We start from the raw sequence: 17,292 nt of genomic DNA on the forward strand, positions 1-17,292 counted from the left end.
GTCTTAGGCGGCTGGGCGGGCTGGGGTGGTGGCGAGGTGGTCGCGGACGTTGCGGGCGGCCGTGCGGCCTGCGCGGTTGGCGCCGATCGTGCTGGCGGACGGGCCGTAGCCGACGAGCTGGAGCGCGGGCTCCTTGACCACCTGGGTCCCGTCCACCATGATGCCGCCGCCCGGCTCCCTGAGGCGCAGGGGTCCGAGGTGGTCGAGGGCCGAGCGGAAGCCGGTGGCCCAGATGATGGTGTCTGCCTCGAGGGTCCGCCCGCCATTCCACGCGACCCCGTGCTCGGTGATGCGGTCGAACATCGGCAGGCGGTCGAGCGCGCCCTTGGCGAGCGCCTCGCGCACGACCGAGGTGTAGGGGAGGCCGGTGACGCCGACGACGCTCTGCGGCGGCAGTCCGGCGCGCACGCGCTCGTCGACCATCGCCACGACCTCCCGCCTGGTGTCCTCGTCGAAGTCGTCCCTGAACTGGGGCGGGCGGCGGGTGAACCACGCCGTCGTGGCGGCGACCCCGGCCGTCTCGGACAACACGTGCGTCGCCGAGGCGCCGCCGCCCACGACGGCCACGTGCCGCCCGGCGAACTCCGCCGGCCCGCGGTAGCTCACGTAGTGGAGCGCGCGCCCGCGGAATCCGGCGGCTCCCGGATAGTACGGCCAGTAAGGTCGCGTCCAGGTGCCGGTCGCGTTGACCACGGCTCTGGCCGCCCACTCCCCCGCGTCGGTCCCGACCACCAGCCGGCCGCCCGGCCCGCGGCGCACGGAGGCGACCCTGACCGGCCGGAGCACCTCCAGCCCCTGCTCGCGCTCGTAGTGCGCGTAGTAACCGGGCACCACCTCGGCGGCCGGCCGCCGGCCCGCGGTGTCCGGCGGGCGGCGCAGGCCGGGCAGGTCGAAGATGCCGTGCACCTTGTCCATGGTCAGCGTGGGCGAACGGTGCCGCCACGCTCCTCCTGGCCCTTCCGCCGCGTCCAGCACGACCGGCTCGAAACCGAGCCGGCGCAGGAAGTACGCGCTGGACAGCCCTGCCTGCCCGGCGCCGATCACCACGACCTCGCTCTCCTCCACGAACAGGGGCAACCATTTCCACGCCCACGATCTTCCCGATGCGGATTGACCTGGTGCGGCCTGCCGTTCGTAGCGTCGGACGGCGACGTCCTGACGGTGCCGGAGCTGTTCCGCCTGTAGCGCGACCTGGCCAGGCCAAGCCGGACCAGTAACCAGGCCACCTGCATCGGAACGGCCAGTGGCGATAGCGCGCTCCCCGCGGGCTCGTGAACGGCACTGGCCGTTCGGTTGCCGCTCAAGCCCCGCGACCGCGACAACGGCACCGGCGTCGGCCTGGACCTCGCGCTTTCGCGGGCTCACCGAGGCCATGGGCGGCACCCTCGTACCCGAGGAAACCCAGGAGGAGGCCTCACGATGATCCTCGGCCTGCCGGTCCACTCCCCGACGGCGGCCCCATGACCGTCCAAACCCCGGTGCGGGCGGCCTCGTGGACGTAGTCGGTGAAGTCTCTGGGCCCCCGTCCGAGGGCGCGGTAGACGCCGTCGGCGAGGTGGGCCCTGCGGCCGTCGAAGACCTCGGCCATGAGATCTGCCAGCGGTCCGGCGAAACGTTCCGGTGTTCCGTGTTCGGTCAAGGTGGTGGCGAACTGCTTCTTACTGACCGGCACGTAACGGATCGTGCGCCCCGTCTGCCGTGCGATCTCGGCGACCGCGTCGGTGAATGTCAGCAGTCGTGGTCCTGTCACTTCGTAGGTCTCGCCGGTGTGGCCATCTTCGACCAGTGCCGCTGCCGCGACGTCGGCGATGTCTTCGGCGTCGGTGAACGGCTCGGCCACATCGCCTGCCGGCAGGGCCACCACCCCTGCCTTGATCGCGTCGGTCAAGACGTCTTCGCTGAAGTTCTGGGAGATGAAGCCGGTGCGCACGATGGTCCATTCCGCGCCGCAGGTGCGCACCGCCTGCTCGCAGCGCTCCGCTTCATTTGCACCGCGGTCTGCCAGCAGCACCAGCCGCCGCACGCCGCAACGCACCGCGAGGTCGGAGAACGAACCGACGGCCTGCGCGGCCCCGGGGAAGCCGGCGTCCGGGTGGTAGGCCACGTACACCGACCGCACACCGTACAGGGCGCGCTCCCAGGTGGTTGGGTCATGCCAGTCGAAGGGCGGTGTACCGCTGCGGGAGCCGATCCTTACCGGCAGATCCCGCGACACCAGCCTGGCCACCACGCGACGTCCGGTCTTACCCGTCCCCGCGAGAACCAGCGTCCTTCCGTGCTGTGTTTGCGTCATGCTGCCAGTACACGCCACCAGGACCAGACATTGAATAATTAAATCGCTCAATTGCGTGCTTGTACGTCTAAACTGGCACCCATGGACGCACTGTCCGGTCTCCTGGTCGGTCCAAGAGCCCGCAGCGCCTTCATCCTGCGTTCCGTCTTGAGCCCGCCCTGGTCGGTGCGTGTCCAGGACCAGGCACCACTGAGCATCGTGGCCCTCACACGCGGCACGGCCTGGGTGATCCCCAACGACGGCGACGCGGTGCGCCTGCTTCCCGGGGACGTCGCGATCATGCGCGGACCGGCCCCGTACACCTTCGCCGACGAGCCCTCGACGCCCGTTCAGGTCGTCATCCACCCCGGCCCGCGGCGCACCACCCCCACCGGCGAGCACCTGAGCGAGGTCATCGACCTCGGCCCGCGCACTTGGGGCACCGGCGACCCCGACAGGGCGGCTGTGATGCTGATCGGCAAGTACCAGATGAGCGGCGAGATCAGTCACCGGCTTCTTCGCACACTGCAGCCCCTTCTCGTCGTCCCACACGACGCTCAGCCCTCCTCCCCGCTGATCGGCATGCTCACCGAAGAAATCACCAAGGAGGAAGCCGGCCAGCAGGTCGTCCTGGACCGACTACTGGATCTCCTGCTCGTCACCACTCTCCGGACCTGGTTCGCGCGCCCCGAGGCCGAGGCCCCGGCCTGGTACCGCGCGCTCGCCGATCCCGTGATCGGCCCTACGCTCCGGCTGCTCCACAAAGATCCCGCCCACCCGTGGACCGTCGCCGCGCTGGCAGCCAGAGCCGGTGTCTCCCGCGCAGGTCTGGCTCGCCGGTTCACCGACCTGGTTGGCGAGCCCCCGATGGCCTATCTCACCGGCTGGCGACTGGACACCGCCGCAGACCTGCTCCACGAACCGGACACCACTATCGCCGCCGTGGCCAGCCAGGTCGGCTACGCGAGCGCCTCCGCACTGAGCACCGCGTTCAAACGAGAACGCGGGAGCAGCCCCCAACAGTACCGGCGCAGTCGGGAAGCGTGAATGGACGCTGACCATCAACGCTCCGTGATGGGCCCAGCCGGAACCCCCATGTCGCGATACAGCGTTATTCTTCTTCTCGCGCCGCTGCCTGCGTCGCGCGGCGAGGCTCGACAGGACCAGGACGGAAGCATGTCGGGAGAGATCTCGCCCACCGGGAAGTCCGCGGTCGCCGCCTACGAGGCCGCCTACGAGGCCAAGTTCCCCGAAGGCGGTTGCCAAGATCGTCGATGACGCCGAGGAACTGCTGGCCTTCTACGACTATCCGGCCGAGCACTGGCGGCATCTGCGCACGACCGATCCGATCGAGTCGGCCTTCGCCACCGTCCGGCACCGCACCCAGGTCACCAAAGGTCACGGCCCCGCGCCGCCAGCCTGGCCATGGCCTTCAGGCGGGCGCGACGCGGGCCGTGGAGCCCCGGACCACGAGGCTGGTCGCGAGCTCGACGTGGTGGGAGTCGATCTTCTCCTCCGCCGCCAGGCGTAGCGCCGTGCGGAGGGCCACGCCGCCCATCTCGCGCAGCGGCTGCCGGACGGTGGTGAGCGGCGGTGAGGCCATCTGGGCGATCTGGGTGTCGTCGAACCCGACGATGCTGAGGTCTTCAGGGATGCGCAGCCCGCGCGCCCGGGCGGCCTCCATGATGCCGAGCGCGGTCTCGTCGCTGGCCGCGAAGATCGCCGTCGGGGCGCGCGGCAGGTCGAGCACGGCCGCGCCGCCCGTCACGCCGTCGTGGTAGCGGAAGTGCCCGGTCTGCACGTAGCCCGGCAGCACGGGTGTGCCTTCGGCCTCCATGGCGGCGCGGTAGCCGTGCAGCCGGGCCTGGTTGCAGGCCGCGGCCGCCGGGCCCCCGACGTAGGCGATGCGCCGGTGGCCGAGCGAGAGCAAGTGGTGGGTGGCCGCCAGGCCGCCGGCGAAGTTCGTCGACCCGATGCTGGTCACGCGGGCGCGCGGCAGGTTGAGCGGGTCGATGAGGACGAGCGGCAGCCGGGCCCTGGCCAGCGCGGCGAGCTGCCCGGTGGTCAGCTCGCTGGTGACCGCGATCAGCGCCCGGCGGCCGGCGGCGGCCAGGCCGCGGGCCCAGGCGGCGGTGCGGTCGGCACGCCTGATGCTGACCACGACCCCGACGCCGGCCTCCGCCGCGGCGGCCACCGCCCCCTGGATGATCTCGGTCGAGTAGGCGTTGAGGTCGGCGTCGAACTGCAGCTCGACGCTGCCCCGCCCGGCGACCTCGCCTCTGCGCGGGCTGGGGGCGACGTAGTCGTGCTGCCGCAGCAGCGCCTCCACCAGCGAGCGGGTGGCGGGCGCGACGTCGCTGCGGCCGTTGAGCACCTTCGACACGGTCGCGACCGACACGCCCGCCGAGGCGGCGACGGTCGCGAGTGTGGCCCGCCTAGGACTGGCCGGCATCTGCACCCCCTTGCCCGGCGCCGGGGCCGACGTCAACGGGTGTCACGAGCCGCCGTCCGGGGCCCGGGTAGCGCAGGGGGCCGGTCAGGCGTACGCTGCCGCGGCACGGCAGGTCGGCGGCCGAGGTGCCGACGAGCACCTCGACCTCGCCTGGCTCGACGATCCTGCGCAGGTCGCGGCCGGTGAAGGCGGTGCGGTCGGCGTGCACGTGGAAGCGCACGCCGGTGCTCTCGCCGGGCTCCAGCCGCACGCGGGCGAACCCGGCCAGCTGCCGCACCGGCCTGGTCACCTGGCCGACGACGTCGTGCAGGTAGAGCTGGACGACCTCCTCGCCTGCCCGGCCGCCGGTGTTGCGGACGTTCACCGACACCGTGAACTCTCCGTCGGTGGGCACCTCGGCGTCGCTGATCAGCAGGTCGCCGACCTCGAAGGTGGTGTAGGAGGCGCCGTGGCCGAAGGGGAACAGCGGGGTCGGGTCGAGGTTGCTGATGCCCTTGCTGTTGGCCCCCAGAGGCGGCTGCAGGTAGGTGCCCGGCTGCCCGCCGTGCCCGCGCGGGATCTGCACGGGCAGCCGGCCGCCGGGCTGGATGCGTCCGGACAACACGCCGGCGATCGCCGGCCCTCCCTCCTCGCCGGGCATGAACGCCTGGACGAGCGCGGCGGCCGCGGCGTGCACCTCCCCCAGCGCGTACGGGCGCCCCGAGACCACGACCACGACGACCGGCGTGCCCGTGGCGGCCAGCTCGGCGAGCAGGTCGGCCTGCACGCCGGGAAGCCGCAGGTCGTCGGCGTCGCAGCCCTCGCCCGAGGTGCCCTGGCCGAACAGCCCGGCCAGGTCACCCACGACGGCGACGCACAGGTCGGAGCCGCGCGCGGCAGCCACCGCGGCGGCGAAGCCGGAGCGGTCGTCACCGCGCACGTCGCACCCGCGTTCGTGGCAGATCTCGGCGCCGGGCAGCTCCTCGCGCAGCGCGTCGAGCACGGTGGGCGCCTCGATGCCCAGCCCGAGGCCGGGATGGCGGGGCAGGACGTGGTTGGGGAAGGCGTAGCAGCCCATGAACGTGCGCGGGTCGTGCGCGGCGGGGCCGACCACGGCGACGCTGCGCGGGCCCTGGCGGCCCTCGCCGAGCAGCGGCAGGACGTCTCCGCCGTCCAGCAGGACGACCGAACGCTCGGCCAGCTCCCTGGCCAGGGCGCGGTTGCCGGGCGAGTCGAGATCGACGCCTTCGGCCGCGGCGACCGAGCGCTCCGGTGTCCAGTCGTGGTCGAGCAGCCCGAGCTCGGCCTTCTGGGTGAGCAGGCGGCGGGCGGCCCGGTCGATCAGCGACTCGGGAAGGCCGCCGCTCCTGACCCGCTCGGCCAGGTGCTCGCCGAAGCCGAGCGTGTCGGGCAGCTCGACGTCGACGCCCGCGGTGAGCGCCTGCACGCCGGCCTCGTCGGTGTCGGCGGCGACCTCGTGCATCGTCGCCAGGAACGGGACCGCCCAGTAGTCGGAGACGACGGTGCCGGTGAACCCCCACTCGTCGCGCAACAGCTCGGTCAGCAGCCAGGGGTCGGCCCCGGCGGGGACGCCGTCGACGTCGGCGTAGGAGTTCATCACCGAGCGGGCGCCGCCGAGCGCGATGGCCGTCTCGAACGGCGGCAGGATCATGTCCATCAGCTCGCGGCGGCCCATCGGCACGGGCCCGTGGTTGCGGGCCGCCCGCGAGGCGGAGTAGCCGGCGAAGTGTTTGAGCGTGGCGATGACGCCGGCGCTCTCGAGCCCGCGGACGTAGGCGGTGCCGAGCATCGCCACGAGGTACGGGTCCTCCCCCATCGTCTCCTCGACCCGCCCCCACCGGTAGTCGCGCACGACGTCGAGCACCGGGGACAGGCCCTGGTGCACGCCCAGGGCGGCCATGTCGCGCCCGATGGCCGCGGCCATCCGCTCGACCAGGCCGGGGTCGAAGGTGGCTCCCCAGGCGATGGCCGCGGGGTAGACGGTCGCGCCGTACCCGGTGAAGCCGGTCAGGCACTCCTCGTGGACGATCGCGGGGATGCCGAGCCGGGATCTCGCGACCACCACCCGCTGCAGCCGGACCACCTCGGCGGCGCCCTCCGCCGTGGTCACGGGGGCGCTGCCGTACACGCGGGTGAGGTGGCCGAGCCCGTGGCGCGCGGCCTCCTCCAGCGGGACGGCGCCGGAGGCGGCGAAGACGTCCTGCATGGGCGCGACGTTCAGGGACTCGGCGCCGGGCTGCGGCTCGTCGGGCTCCGGCATGTCGTTGCCGATCCACCGGCTGCCGAGCTGGCCGATCTTCTCCTCCAGGGTCAGCTCTGCGAGGAGGGCGTCGACTCGGTCGGCGACGGGAAGCGCCGGGTCCTGCCACGGACGGAGGGCCCGGTCCGCCTCAGGTGTCCGCTCTAGAGCCGTCATCAGGTGCTCTCCTCAAGAAGTGCGTTTGTGTCGGAGACCTTTCGAAACATTTCGAGGATCGCCGACGATCTCGGCACGGATTTTCCGAAGGCCCGGTGGACCAGCGGTAGCCCGCGCCAAAGTACTGTACACGGGCCTTGGCCGGACCGTAATCTGTTCGCTCCGCGGCGGGTCTTGACACACCTTTGGCCGAAACCTAGATTGGCGAAACCCGCGGTCATGTCGAAAATGTTTCGGAGAGCTGACTCAAGGAGGAGTGGACCAGTGGCGTCCCGAGGACGCCGATCCACGACCGCCGGCCACCGCATCCGATGACCAACGAGCCGCGGCCAGAGACCGCGACGTTCGAGTACGGAGATCCCCGTGGAGCCAAGGACAACGTCTCGCCGCACTTTTCTCAGCCTCTCCATGGGCCTGCCCCTGGGAGCCGCGCTTGCCGCCTGTGGCAGCTCGGGCCCGACCAGGCCCGGCACCACCAGTGGTGACGGTGGCGGCGGCGCTACTTATTGGTACCTGTCGACGCAGCCGCAGGAGGGCGTGCGCACCAGGACCGTTGAACGGTTCAACAAGGCCAACCCCAACGGCCAGATCGCGGGGACGACCTTCCAGAACGACGCGTTCAAGACCAAGATCAAGACGGCCATCGGCGCCGGTCAGGCCCCCACGCTCATCTGGGGCTGGGGCGGCGGCACGCTGCGCAGCTACGTCCAGGCGGGCCAGGTCGAGGACCTCACCTCGTGGTTCGACCAGAACGCCACGCTCAAGGACCGGCTGTTCCCCTCCTCCTTCGGCGCCGCCACGATCGACGACAAGATCTACGCGATGCCCTGCGAGACGATGCAGCCGATCGTCCTCTACTACGACAAGCGGGCCTTCGACAAGATCGGCGCGCAGCCGCCCCAGTCATGGGGCGACATCATGGACCTGGTGCCCAAGTTCAACGCCAAGGGCATCGCACCGTTCGCCCTCGGCGGCCAGTCGCGCTGGACCAACATGATGTGGCTGGAGTTCCTCTTCGACCGCTTGGGCGGCCCCGAGGTGTTCCAGGCCGTGTTCGACGCGGAGAAGGACGCCTGGAACAACCCCGTCGCCATCGACGCCCTGGGCAGGATGCAGGAGCTGATCAAGGCCGACGGGTTCATCAAGGGCTTCTCCTCGATCACCGCCGACTCCAACGCCGACCAGGCGCTGCTCTACACCGGCAAGGCCGCGATGATGCTGCACGGCGGCTGGACGTACGGCAGCATGAAGCAGGACGGCGGCGACTTCGTCTCCGGCGGCAACCTCGGCTACATCAACTTCCCGCCGATCGACGGCGGCAAGGGCGATCCGACCAACACCGTCGGCAACCCCGGCCAGTACATGTCGATCTCCTCCAAGGCGACGCCCGAGCAGAAAGAGATCGCCAAGAAGTTCTTCGCCACCGAGCTGATGGGCGACCAGGCGGTGAAGGAGTGGGTGGCGACCGGCGCGGTGCCGATCGTCAAGGGCGCCGACAAGGAGTTCGCCTCCTCCGACGACGCCGAGTTCCTCAACTTCGTCTACAACATCGCCGTCAACGCCAAGACGTTCGCCCAGTCGTGGGACCAGGCGCTCAGCCCGACGGCCGCCGAGGTGCTGCTGGACAACATCGCCAAGTTGTTCCAGCTGTCGATCTCCCCGAAGGAGTTCGCCACCAACATGAACGCGGTCATCGGCAAGTGAGCGCGCTCGCGACCTCCGCCACGGCCCCCAAGCGAAAGGGCCGTGGCGGCTCGCTCGCGTGGATGACCGTGCCGGCGCTGCTGTTCTTCACCGGTTTCGGGCTGATTCCGCTGCTCGGCGTCCTCGTGCTCAGCTTCACCTCGTGGGACGGACTCGGCGACATCCACTTCGCGGGCGGCGACAGCTGGGCGACCGTGCTCGCGGATCCGGGGCTGCCGCACGCGCTGTGGGTGACGTTCCTCGTGATGGCCCTGTCCTGGGCGGTGCAGACGCCGGCCAGCATCCTGCTGGGCACGTTCCTCGCCAACCACCACCGCTACCGCGCGGTCCTGTCGGTGGTGTACTTCATCCCGCTGCTGCTCAGCTCCGCGGCCATCGCGATCGCCTACAAGGCGCTGCTCGACCCGAACTTCGGGCTCGGCGCGGGGCTGCAGATCCCGCTGCTCGTGCAGGACTGGCTCGGGGATCCGTTCCTCGCGTTCGGCGTGGTGATCTTCGTGGTGTCCTGGCAGTTCATCCCGTTCCATTCGCTGATCTACCAGGGCGGCGTACGCCAGATCCCCCGCTCCATGTACGAGGCCGCCGAGCTCGACGGCGCCGGCCGGGTACGCAAGTTCTTCTCCATCACCCTGCCGCAGCTGAAGTACACGATCATCACGTCCTCGACGCTCATGGTCGTCGGGTCGCTGACCTTCTTCGACCTGATCTTCGTGCTGACCGCGGGCGGGCCCGGAGACGCCACGAGGGTGCTCGCCCTGGACATGTACGTGCGCGGATGGCAGGCCAGCCAGATGGGCCTGGCCAGTGTGATCGCGGTCATCCTCGTGCTCGTGGGGCTCGTGCTGGCGCTGGTGCTGCGCCGGCTAGGCGGCCGCGACGCAAGCCACAGCCAGCTCGAAGGGGCCTGATCATGGCGTCCACGCTCACCACGAAGCCCAAGGTCATCGGCGGGCCCGAGCCGCGGCACCGGCGCCGCAACAAGCCCAGGGGCCGGCCCAACTGGCTGGCGGGCCTGGCTTCCTGGATCTGGCTGGCGGTCGTGGTCGTGCCGATCTACTGGATCGTCATCACCAGCTTCAAGTCGCAGAGCAACTACTACGCCGAGAACCCGCTGGTGCCGCCCGGCGAGCCGACGCTGGCCAACTACGTGATGGTCATCGAGTCGGACTTCCCTCTGTACTTCGTCAACAGCGTGGTCGTCACGCTGGGCGCGGTGATCCCCGCGGTGCTCATCTCCTTCATGGCGTCGTACGCGATCATCCGGGGCGGCAGGAGCCGTTTCCTGAGGTTCACGAACTCGCTCTTCCTCATGGGGCTGGCCATCCCGCTGCAGGCCACGATCATCCCCGTCTATCTGATCATCATCCGGCTGCACCTCTACGACACGCTGCTGGCGCTGATCCTGCCGTCGATCGCGTTCGCGATCCCCCTTTCAGTGCTGGTGTTGTCCAACTTCATCCGCGACGTGCCCAAGGAGCTGTTCGACTCGATGCGCCTGGACGGCGCGAGCGAGACGGCGATGCTCTGGCGACTGGCGTTCCCGCTGACGCGGCCGGCCGTGGTGACGGTGACGATCTACAACGCGCTGACGATCTGGAACGGCTTCCTGCTGCCGCTGGTGCTCACGCAGAGCCCCGACAGGCGCACGCTACCGCTGGCGCTCTGGTCGTTCCAGGGCCAGTACAGCATCAACGTGCCCGCGGTGCTCGCGTCAGTGGTGCTCACCACGCTGCCCATCCTGATCCTCTACATCGTGGGCCGCCGCCAGCTGCTCAGCGGTCTGACCGTGGGCTTCGGCAAGTGAGGTCACCGGCCACCGCCCGCCGGAGTGCGGCCTCGTGCCGCGTGAGGTGGGCGATGTCGCGCCGGTAGTAGACGTCGTCGCCGCGGGCGACGTGGCCGGCGAAGGCCCCGTCGCCCGCGGCCGCCCGCTCGTGCATATGACGGATCAGGTGCTCCAGGCGGGCCCGCGCGGTCTCGACGAGCGCGCCGCGGTCGTCGGCGCCGAGCGCGTACGCGTCGGCGAACAGGCGCAGCCGCCGCGCCTGCTCCTCGACCGGGCGGGCGTCGGCGTGCCGGGGGTCGCCGAGCGGCACGAACCGGTAGGCCGCGTAGGACACGTCCCAGACGCGCGGCCCCGGGTGGGCGGTGTCGAAGTCGATGAACGCGACCGGCAGCCCCTCGCGGAACACGCAGTTGTACGTGGCGACGTCACCGTGGCAGATCACCTCGGCCGGGCTCACCGGCGGGAAATACCAGACGGCGCCGGCGGGATCCGGGAAGCCGGCGGTGGCGTCGTGGTAGCGGCGCAGCAGCTCACCGGCCGCCACCAAGGCGTCGTCGGAGCGCGCCCAGCCGGGCAGCGGGTAGTCGGCGATCCGGCCCGGCACGAAGTCGAGGATCTCGCGGCCCTGGTCGTCGATGCCGTGGCTCCTGGGTGCCCCGGTGAACCCGCGGGCCGCCAGGTGGTCGAGCAGGGCGTGCACGGCCGGCGTCCAGGGGCCGGTCGGCCTGCGCACGGTGGCGCCGACCCTGACCACGTGGTTGACGCCGCCTCCGGCCAGCATCTCTTCGTCGGCCATCGCACCCCCCTGATCACCGCCGGTCCGGCGGCCAGTGTGGCACGGGGCGGGGGGACGGAGCACGCGAATATCCGCCATAGGCTGCTCTCACACAAAACCCAGGCAGACCGGATACAACAGCCCGCATGGACGCACCGAGCCCCCGCACCGCCGGCAACCCCGTGGTCCTCGTGGTCGACGACGAACCCAACATCCGCGAGCTGCTCCTCGACGCCCTGGAACTGAACGGTTTCGAGGTGCGTACGGCCGCCTCGGGCACGCAGGCGCTGGCGCGCGTCGGCGAGGAGCGTCCCGACCTGATCGTGCTGGACGTGATGCTGCCCGATCTCAACGGGTTCGCGGTGGCGCAGCGGCTGCGGCCGGACGGCGGCGGGCCGCCGGTGTTGTTCCTGACGGCGCGCGACACGGTGGCCGACCGGATCGCAGGGCTGACGGCGGGCGGCGACGACTACGTCACCAAGCCGTTCAGCCTGGAGGAGGTCGTGCTGCGCATCCGCGCCATCCTGCGCCGTACGAGCCCTCGTGAGCAGGCGCACGAGGACGGGCTGCTCCGCTACGCCGACCTGGAGCTGGATGAGGAGACCCACGTCGTACGGCGGGCCGGACGCCCCGTGCACCTGTCGCCGACGGAGTTCGCGCTGCTGCGCTACCTGATGATCAACGCGGAGCGGGTCGTCAGCAAGCCGCAGATCCTCGACCGGGTGTGGGACCAGGGTTTCGGCGCCGACAGCCGGATCGTGGAGTCCTACATCAGCTACCTGCGCCGCAAGATCGACGTGGCGGGCCCGCCGCTGATCCACACGTTGCGCGGCGTCGGCTACTCGCTGCGCGACCAGAGCCTGCTGGAACGGAGCCGATGAGGCCGATCGCACCGGCCTGGCCGCTGCGTCACCGGCTGCTGGCCGCCCTGCTCGGGTTGTCGGCGGCGGCTCTGGCGGTGTTCGCGACGGCGGGGGTGATCCTGCTCGACCGCTCGCTGCTGTCTCGGGTGGACACGCAGCTCACCGCCTTCGCGGCCACGTTCGGCAGGGGACGGCCGCCGCCCCCTGGCGTGCGGCCGCCGCGCAGGGGCGAGGTGGAGTTGCCCAGCCAGTTCCGGGTGGACTTCCACGAACCGTCGGGAGCGCCCCTCCGCGCGGGCCCTCGCCCCGCCGACGGGCCGGACGTCCCCGCGGGCACCGTCGCCGCCCTCCCGCCGCGCCCCTTCACCGTGGCCGGCAGGTCGGGGGACGCCGACTGGCGCGCGCTCGTGGTGGCCCTCCCCGACGGCAACCGCGCGGTGGTGTCGATGTCGTTGGAGGCGGCCAGGAGCACGGTGCGGCAGCTGCTGATCATCGAGGTGGCGGCAGGCGCGCTGGTGCTGGTGCTCCTGGGCGCGGTGGCGCTGGCGGTCGTACGGCTCGGCCTGCGCCCGCTGACCCGGATGGAACGCACCGCCACCGCGATCGCGGGCGGCGAGCTCGACCGGCGGGTCTCCGACAGCGACCCGCGCACGGAGACCGGGCGGCTGGGGCACGCGCTCAACATCATGCTCGGCCGCCTCGGCGAGGCCCTGCGCCAGCGCGAACGCTCGGAGCAGCGGCTGCGCCGCTTCCTCGCCGACGCCTCGCACGAGCTGCGCACGCCGCTGACGTCCATCCGGGGGTTCGCCGAGCTGTACCGGCACGGTGACCGCGAGCCGGATCCCGCCGTGGCGCGCATCCTGAGCCGCATCGAGGGGGAGGCCGAGCGGATGGGCGTGCTGGTGGAGGACCTGCTGCTGCTGGCGCGGCTGGACCAGGAGCGGGCGCTCGACCTGACGGAGGTGGACCTGCACGTCGTCGTGGGCGACGTGGTGCACGGTGCGCGGGCCCGCGCGCCTGGACGGTCGATCGAGCTGGTCCTGGATGAGCGGCCGGTACGGGTGACGGGCGACGAGCACCGTCTGCACCAGGTGGTCGCCAACCTGGTCGGCAACGCCGTGGCCCACACCTCCGAGGGCACGGCGGTCCGGGTGACCGTCGGCGAGGCCGGCACGGAGACGCAGGCCACGGCCCGGACACCGGGAGAGGACGCGGCGGCGGGGTCCGGGACAACGGACACGGGCGCGGCCGCGTGGGCGGGGGCTCAGGTGACCGGGCGGGCGGCGGTCATCGAGGTGCACGACGCGGGGCCGGGCATCGCGGCGGAGCATCTGCCGCACGTCTTCGACCGCTTCTACCGGGCCGACGCCGCCCGTTCCCGCGACAGCGGCGGCACCGGCCTGGGGCTGGCCATCGCGGCGGCGCTGGTCGAGGCGCACGGCGGCCGCATCGAGGCGCGCAGCGGCGACGGCACCACCTTCCGCGTCGTCATGCCGGTAGAGGGGCCGGTCGAGGGCCACGGGAACGCCTGACGGGGGCCACGGCACGCGCGTTCATCCCCCGGTGCGACAGGGTTCACACACTATTCCCAGGTTGTTGCTGTCCCCTTTGGGCTGACACGAAGGGAGAGACATGCTGCGAAGATTCCGCAGGCGCCCCGTCTCCGCACGCCGGCCCGAGGTATCGGCGCCCGGCGCCCCCGGCGAGGCGGGGCACGCGCTGCGCGCCCCCCGCCGGCTGCACGCGTTCAACAGGTACGAGATCAAATATCTCGTCGACGCCGCCGCCGCCCGCGAGCTGCGCGCCGAGATGGAGAACGTGCTCGACCGCGACAGCCACAGCGGCGACGGCGGCTACGGCGTCTGGAGCGTCTACTACGACACCCGCCGGCTGCGCTTCTACTGGGAGAAGATCGAGGGCCTCAGGTTCCGCAGGAAGCTGCGCATCCGCCACTACGGCGACCGCTTCGCGGTGACCGGCGAGACCCCGGTCCACGTCGAGATCAAGCAGCGGGTCAACCGGGTCACGCAGAAGCGCCGGGTACGCCTGCCGTACCGGGACGCCCTGCGCCTGTGCGACGGGCGGCAGCAGGTGGGGCACGAGCCGTCCGAGCGGGGCTTCCTGGAGGAGGTGCTCGACCTGGTCTGCCGGCTCGACCTGCGCGCCACCGCGATGACCGGCTACCAGCGGCACGCCTACGTCGGGCGGGGCGCGGACGTGGGCCTGCGGGTCACCTTCGACCAGCGCGTACGCGGGCGCGACCGGGACTTCCACCTGGGCGCGGACGCCGCGAACCGGTTCATCGTCCCGCCCGGGAAAACGATCATGGAGGTCAAGGCCAACGAGCGCGTCCCCTCCTGGCTCACCGACCTGACCGCCGAACGGAACCTGCAGGTGGTGCGGCTCTCCAAGTACTGCCAGAGCGTGGAGGCGCACGGGCTCGCGCCACGCTCGATCTTCCACATCCCCGGCCACGACCTGGACCCCGGACTCCCGTCGGCCCTGACCGCCCCCGCGGAGGCATGACCCCATGGACTTCTCCTTCCAGGACCTGTCCGGCACGTTCAGCGTGGCCGACATCGCGATCGCGATGTCGCTGTCGTTCGTGCTCAGCGCCATGATCGGCTGGGTGTACCGGGCGACGCACCGCAACGTCTCCTACAGCCAGTCCTACGTTCAGACGCTGGTCGTCCTCGGCATGCTGATCTCGCTGATCATGCTGGTCGTCGGCTCGAACATCGCCCGCGCCTTCGCCCTGGTGGGCGCCCTGTCGGTGGTGCGGTTCCGCAACGCGATCAAGGAGACCAGGGACGTCGGGTTCATCTTCCTGGTGATGGGGGTCGGCATGGCCGTCGGCACCCGCTTCTACCTGCTGGCCGTGGTGGCCGCCGTGGCGATCTCGCTGATCATCATGATCATGAGCAGGTTCAACTGGTTCCAGCTGAACGTCCGCCGCCAGGTCGTCAAGGTGCAGGTGCCGTCGGACGAGGACTACACGCACGCCGTCCAGGACGTCCTGGTCCGGCACACTGACGAGTTCGAGCTGGTCAGCATGGAGTCGATCAGGGCCGGCGCGCTGACCGAGCTGATGTACACCGTCCGGATCAAGAAGGGCAGCGAGCCCGCCGACCTCGTCTCCGGGCTGCGGGAGCGCAACCACGGCCAGTCGGTCACGGTGCTGACCGGCTACGACCAGAGCGACCTGTAGCCATGGCCCGGCTCAGACACCGCATCCCCGTCAGGCTCCGGCACCACTGGAGGCTCGTGGCGACGTGCGTGGCGTTCCTTGCCGCCTGCTATGGCGTCTTCGGCAGCGGCACCGTCCGCCCGTACGTCACCAGCGTGCGAACCGCCTCGGCCGGCGTCGTCGTCCGGGATCTCGCCGGGTCCAAGGAGTTGTTCGACGCCGCCACGCCGCACGAGGTGACGCTCACGTTCCGGGAGGAGGGCTACCAGGCCATGCTGGCGGAGTACTTCAAGGACGGCGACAAGAAGTACGTCGAGGCCGACCTGACCATCGACGGGACCACGATCCCGAGCGTGGGCATCCGGCTCAAGGGCAACTCGACCCTGCAGGGGCTGACGTGGAAGGGGCAGACCCGGCCGCGCACCACGTCCGGCCGCGGGAACCCGCCAGAGGGTTTCCGCCCGCCCGGCGGCGAGCCCCCCGAGGGCGTCCAGCCGCCGGGAGACGGACGGCAGGAGGACGCCCGCCGGCGTGGAGGGTCCGGCGCGGCGTTGAAGGCCGAGGAGCCGGAGAACCTGCCGTGGCTGATCAGCTTCGACGAGTTCGTCGAGGACCGCCGCTACCAGGGGCACTCCCAGCTGGCCGTGCGTCCCGCCATGGGTTCGGCGGCCGTGCTCAACGAGGCCGTGGCCATCGCCCTGGTCGGCGCGGCGGACGAGCCCTCCCAGCGGTCGGCCTACACGTCCTTCTCCGTCAACGGCCGGCGGTCGGCTCCCCGCCTCCTGGTCGAGTATCTGGACGAGGGGTACGCCGAGCGGCTCGGCCACGGCGTGCTCTACAAGTCGCTCGCCTCCGGGGACTTCGCCTACCAGGGCGAGGACCAGACCGCGTACGTCGACGACTTCAAGCAGGTCAACCTGGTGGGCGAGCGCGACCTGCAACCGGTCATCGACCTGGTCAGGTGGGTGGAGCAGGCCTCGGACGAGGAGTTCGCGTCGGGACTGGCCGAGCGGCTGGACGTCGTGTCGTTCGCCCGCTACGCGGCCCTGCAGAACATCGTGCTGAACTTCGACGACATGGCGGGCCCCGGCCACAACTACTACCTCTGGTACGACCTGGGCACGAAGCGGTTCAGGGTGATCAGCTGGGACATGAACCTCGCGCTGAGAGGGGACGCCACAGCCGGCCCCGACGACGCCATCGGCATGAGGAGCCCCGGCGGCGGAGGCGACCGCGCCACCCGGCCCGAGCCCGGCGAGCAGGCGGGTCAGCGCGTCCGCCCGCCCGCGGACCAGCAGCCGGACGTCCGGCGTCCCGGCGGGGCGCGCGGCGGGGGCCACGCGCTGAAGGAGAGGTTCCTCGAGGACGCCGGTTTCAAGAAGCTCTACGAGCGGGAGCACGCCGCCCTCTCCCGCGACCTGCTGGCCGGCGGCACCGCCACGGCCCTGCTGGACCAGGCGCTCAAGGCGTACGGCCTCAATGCGGACGCCGACACGGCCAAGGCGGCCGGGGAAGCGGCCGACCTGCGCGCCACGCTGGAGATCCGCGCCAAGGCGCTCACGCAGGACGGCTGATCACCGGCGGGAGCGGAACGCCACGGCCGTCGTCGAGGTGATGGCGGTCACCAGCACCACGGTGAGCAGAACGCCGCCCAGAGGGTTGTCGCGGCGGCCCGGCGGCGGAAGGGGACGCCGCGCGCCGGCCCACCCCGACGCGGAGCGCGTGGGACTGGGCGAAGGGGCCGGGGTAAGCGAGGGGACGCGGACCGGTCTCGCCCGGGGCACGGGCCGGGGAGCCACGCGTGCCCGCCCGCGCGGGCACTGCCCCACACGCACCC

Annotated in this window: 15 protein-coding genes and 1 pseudogene; 10 read left to right on the forward strand and 6 right to left on the reverse strand. The window is 71.3% G+C overall.

All coding sequences use genetic code 11. The features are described from left to right. Positions 1-3 precede the first annotated feature (3 nt). The gene (locus tag E1294_RS44590) at positions 4-1,077 is read right to left on the reverse strand and encodes an FAD-dependent oxidoreductase (protein ID WP_220448297.1); all 1,074 of its coding nucleotides are present in this window, start codon (positions 1,075-1,077) and stop codon (positions 4-6) included. A 337-nt stretch (positions 1,078-1,414) separates the two neighbouring features. Next, entirely contained in the window at positions 1,415-2,293 is an 879-nt protein-coding gene (locus E1294_RS44595) for an NmrA family NAD(P)-binding protein (protein WP_132517610.1), read from the reverse strand. An 81-nt stretch (positions 2,294-2,374) separates the two neighbouring features. On the opposite strand from E1294_RS44595, the gene E1294_RS44600 reads away from it, so the two are divergent. Continuing rightward, positions 2,375-3,319 carry an AraC family transcriptional regulator gene (locus tag E1294_RS44600; RefSeq protein ID WP_132517612.1) on the forward strand — a complete coding sequence of 315 codons (945 nt, stop codon included), beginning with the start codon at positions 2,375-2,377 and terminating at the stop codon, positions 3,317-3,319. 186 nt (positions 3,320-3,505) lie between these two features. Next, positions 3,506-3,709 (forward strand): annotated as a pseudogene (locus E1294_RS44605) (transposase); the annotation flags it as partial. Here E1294_RS44605 and E1294_RS44610 read toward each other — a convergent pair. Further along, the gene (locus E1294_RS44610) at positions 3,705-4,724 is read right to left on the reverse strand and encodes a LacI family DNA-binding transcriptional regulator (RefSeq protein WP_132517614.1); all 1,020 of its coding nucleotides are present in this window, start codon (positions 4,722-4,724) and stop codon (positions 3,705-3,707) included. The pseudogene E1294_RS44605 and the gene E1294_RS44610 overlap by 5 nt on opposite strands. Next, entirely contained in the window at positions 4,708-7,140 is a 2,433-nt protein-coding gene (locus E1294_RS44615; protein WP_132517616.1) for a beta-xylosidase/alpha-l-arabinosidase, read from the reverse strand. The genes E1294_RS44610 and E1294_RS44615 overlap by 17 nt, the downstream gene beginning before the upstream one ends. A gap of 408 nt (positions 7,141-7,548) precedes the next feature. Here E1294_RS44615 and E1294_RS44620 point away from each other — a divergent pair, with 408 nt between their 5' ends. From E1294_RS44620 to E1294_RS44630, 3 genes are read left to right on the forward strand one after another with little or no spacing between them, the layout of a single operon-like run. Further along, on the forward strand, positions 7,549-8,844 hold the full coding sequence (locus E1294_RS44620) for an extracellular solute-binding protein (RefSeq protein WP_132517618.1): 1,296 nt from the start codon (positions 7,549-7,551) through the stop codon (positions 8,842-8,844). Further along, entirely contained in the window at positions 8,841-9,752 is a 912-nt protein-coding gene (locus E1294_RS44625) for a carbohydrate ABC transporter permease (RefSeq protein ID WP_425465266.1), read from the forward strand. Before E1294_RS44620 ends, E1294_RS44625 begins: the two co-directional genes overlap by 4 nt. A gap of 2 nt (positions 9,753-9,754) precedes the next feature. Then, positions 9,755-10,648 carry a carbohydrate ABC transporter permease gene (locus tag E1294_RS44630; RefSeq protein ID WP_132517620.1) on the forward strand — a complete coding sequence of 298 codons (894 nt, stop codon included), beginning with the start codon at positions 9,755-9,757 and terminating at the stop codon, positions 10,646-10,648. On the opposite strand, the gene E1294_RS44635 is transcribed toward E1294_RS44630, so the two are convergent. Next, positions 10,617-11,426, reverse strand: coding sequence for a phosphotransferase (locus tag E1294_RS44635; RefSeq protein ID WP_132517622.1), 810 nt, complete (start codon positions 11,424-11,426; stop codon positions 10,617-10,619). The two genes, E1294_RS44630 and E1294_RS44635, sit on opposite strands and share 32 nt — an antisense overlap. 125 nt (positions 11,427-11,551) lie before the next feature. Between E1294_RS44635 and E1294_RS44640 the strand changes: the two genes are divergently transcribed. From E1294_RS44640 to E1294_RS44660, 5 genes are all read left to right on the forward strand, one after another. Continuing rightward, entirely contained in the window at positions 11,552-12,286 is a 735-nt protein-coding gene (locus E1294_RS44640; protein ID WP_132517624.1) for a response regulator transcription factor, read from the forward strand. Beyond that, positions 12,283-13,800 carry a sensor histidine kinase gene (locus tag E1294_RS57585; RefSeq protein ID WP_132517626.1) on the forward strand — a complete coding sequence of 506 codons (1,518 nt, stop codon included), beginning with the start codon at positions 12,283-12,285 and terminating at the stop codon, positions 13,798-13,800. Before E1294_RS44640 ends, E1294_RS57585 begins: the two co-directional genes overlap by 4 nt. Before the next feature lie 100 nt (positions 13,801-13,900). After that, positions 13,901-14,794 (forward strand): polyphosphate polymerase domain-containing protein, encoded by an 894-nt coding sequence (locus E1294_RS44650; protein ID WP_132517628.1) that lies wholly within the window; start codon positions 13,901-13,903, stop codon positions 14,792-14,794. A gap of 4 nt (positions 14,795-14,798) precedes the next feature. Beyond that, on the forward strand, positions 14,799-15,476 hold the full coding sequence (locus E1294_RS44655; protein ID WP_132517630.1) for a DUF4956 domain-containing protein: 678 nt from the start codon (positions 14,799-14,801) through the stop codon (positions 15,474-15,476). 2 nt (positions 15,477-15,478) lie between these two features. Beyond that, the gene (locus E1294_RS44660) at positions 15,479-17,029 is read left to right on the forward strand and encodes a CotH kinase family protein (protein WP_132517632.1); all 1,551 of its coding nucleotides are present in this window, start codon (positions 15,479-15,481) and stop codon (positions 17,027-17,029) included. On the opposite strand, the gene E1294_RS55090 is transcribed toward E1294_RS44660, so the two are convergent. Then, the coding region (locus E1294_RS55090) for a hypothetical protein (protein ID WP_220448298.1) at positions 17,030-17,292 on the reverse strand (263 nt) is incomplete at its 5' end.

The sequence above is a fragment of the Nonomuraea diastatica genome, from assembly GCF_004349015.1.
Lineage (GTDB): Bacteria > Actinomycetota > Actinomycetes > Streptosporangiales > Streptosporangiaceae > Nonomuraea > Nonomuraea diastatica.

Coding starts and splice junctions, on each gene's coding strand:
- E1294_RS44655 (WP_132517630.1), top strand. CDS start 14,799: ATGGACTTCTCCTTCCAGGACCTGTCCGGCACGTTCAGCGTGGCCGAC.
- E1294_RS44650 (WP_132517628.1), top strand. CDS start 13,901: ATGCTGCGAAGATTCCGCAGGCGCCCCGTCTCCGCACGCCGGCCCGAG.
- E1294_RS44620 (WP_132517618.1), top strand. CDS start 7,549: ATGGGCCTGCCCCTGGGAGCCGCGCTTGCCGCCTGTGGCAGCTCGGGC.
- E1294_RS44630 (WP_132517620.1), top strand. CDS start 9,755: ATGGCGTCCACGCTCACCACGAAGCCCAAGGTCATCGGCGGGCCCGAG.
- E1294_RS57585 (WP_132517626.1), top strand. CDS start 12,283: ATGAGGCCGATCGCACCGGCCTGGCCGCTGCGTCACCGGCTGCTGGCC.
- E1294_RS44615 (WP_132517616.1), bottom strand. CDS start 7,140: ATGACGGCTCTAGAGCGGACACCTGAGGCGGACCGGGCCCTCCGTCCG.
- E1294_RS44640 (WP_132517624.1), top strand. CDS start 11,552: ATGGACGCACCGAGCCCCCGCACCGCCGGCAACCCCGTGGTCCTCGTG.
- E1294_RS44595 (WP_132517610.1), bottom strand. CDS start 2,293: ATGACGCAAACACAGCACGGAAGGACGCTGGTTCTCGCGGGGACGGGT.
- E1294_RS44660 (WP_132517632.1), top strand. CDS start 15,479: ATGGCCCGGCTCAGACACCGCATCCCCGTCAGGCTCCGGCACCACTGG.
- E1294_RS44610 (WP_132517614.1), bottom strand. CDS start 4,724: ATGCCGGCCAGTCCTAGGCGGGCCACACTCGCGACCGTCGCCGCCTCG.
- E1294_RS44600 (WP_132517612.1), top strand. CDS start 2,375: ATGGACGCACTGTCCGGTCTCCTGGTCGGTCCAAGAGCCCGCAGCGCC.
- E1294_RS44635 (WP_132517622.1), bottom strand. CDS start 11,426: ATGGCCGACGAAGAGATGCTGGCCGGAGGCGGCGTCAACCACGTGGTC.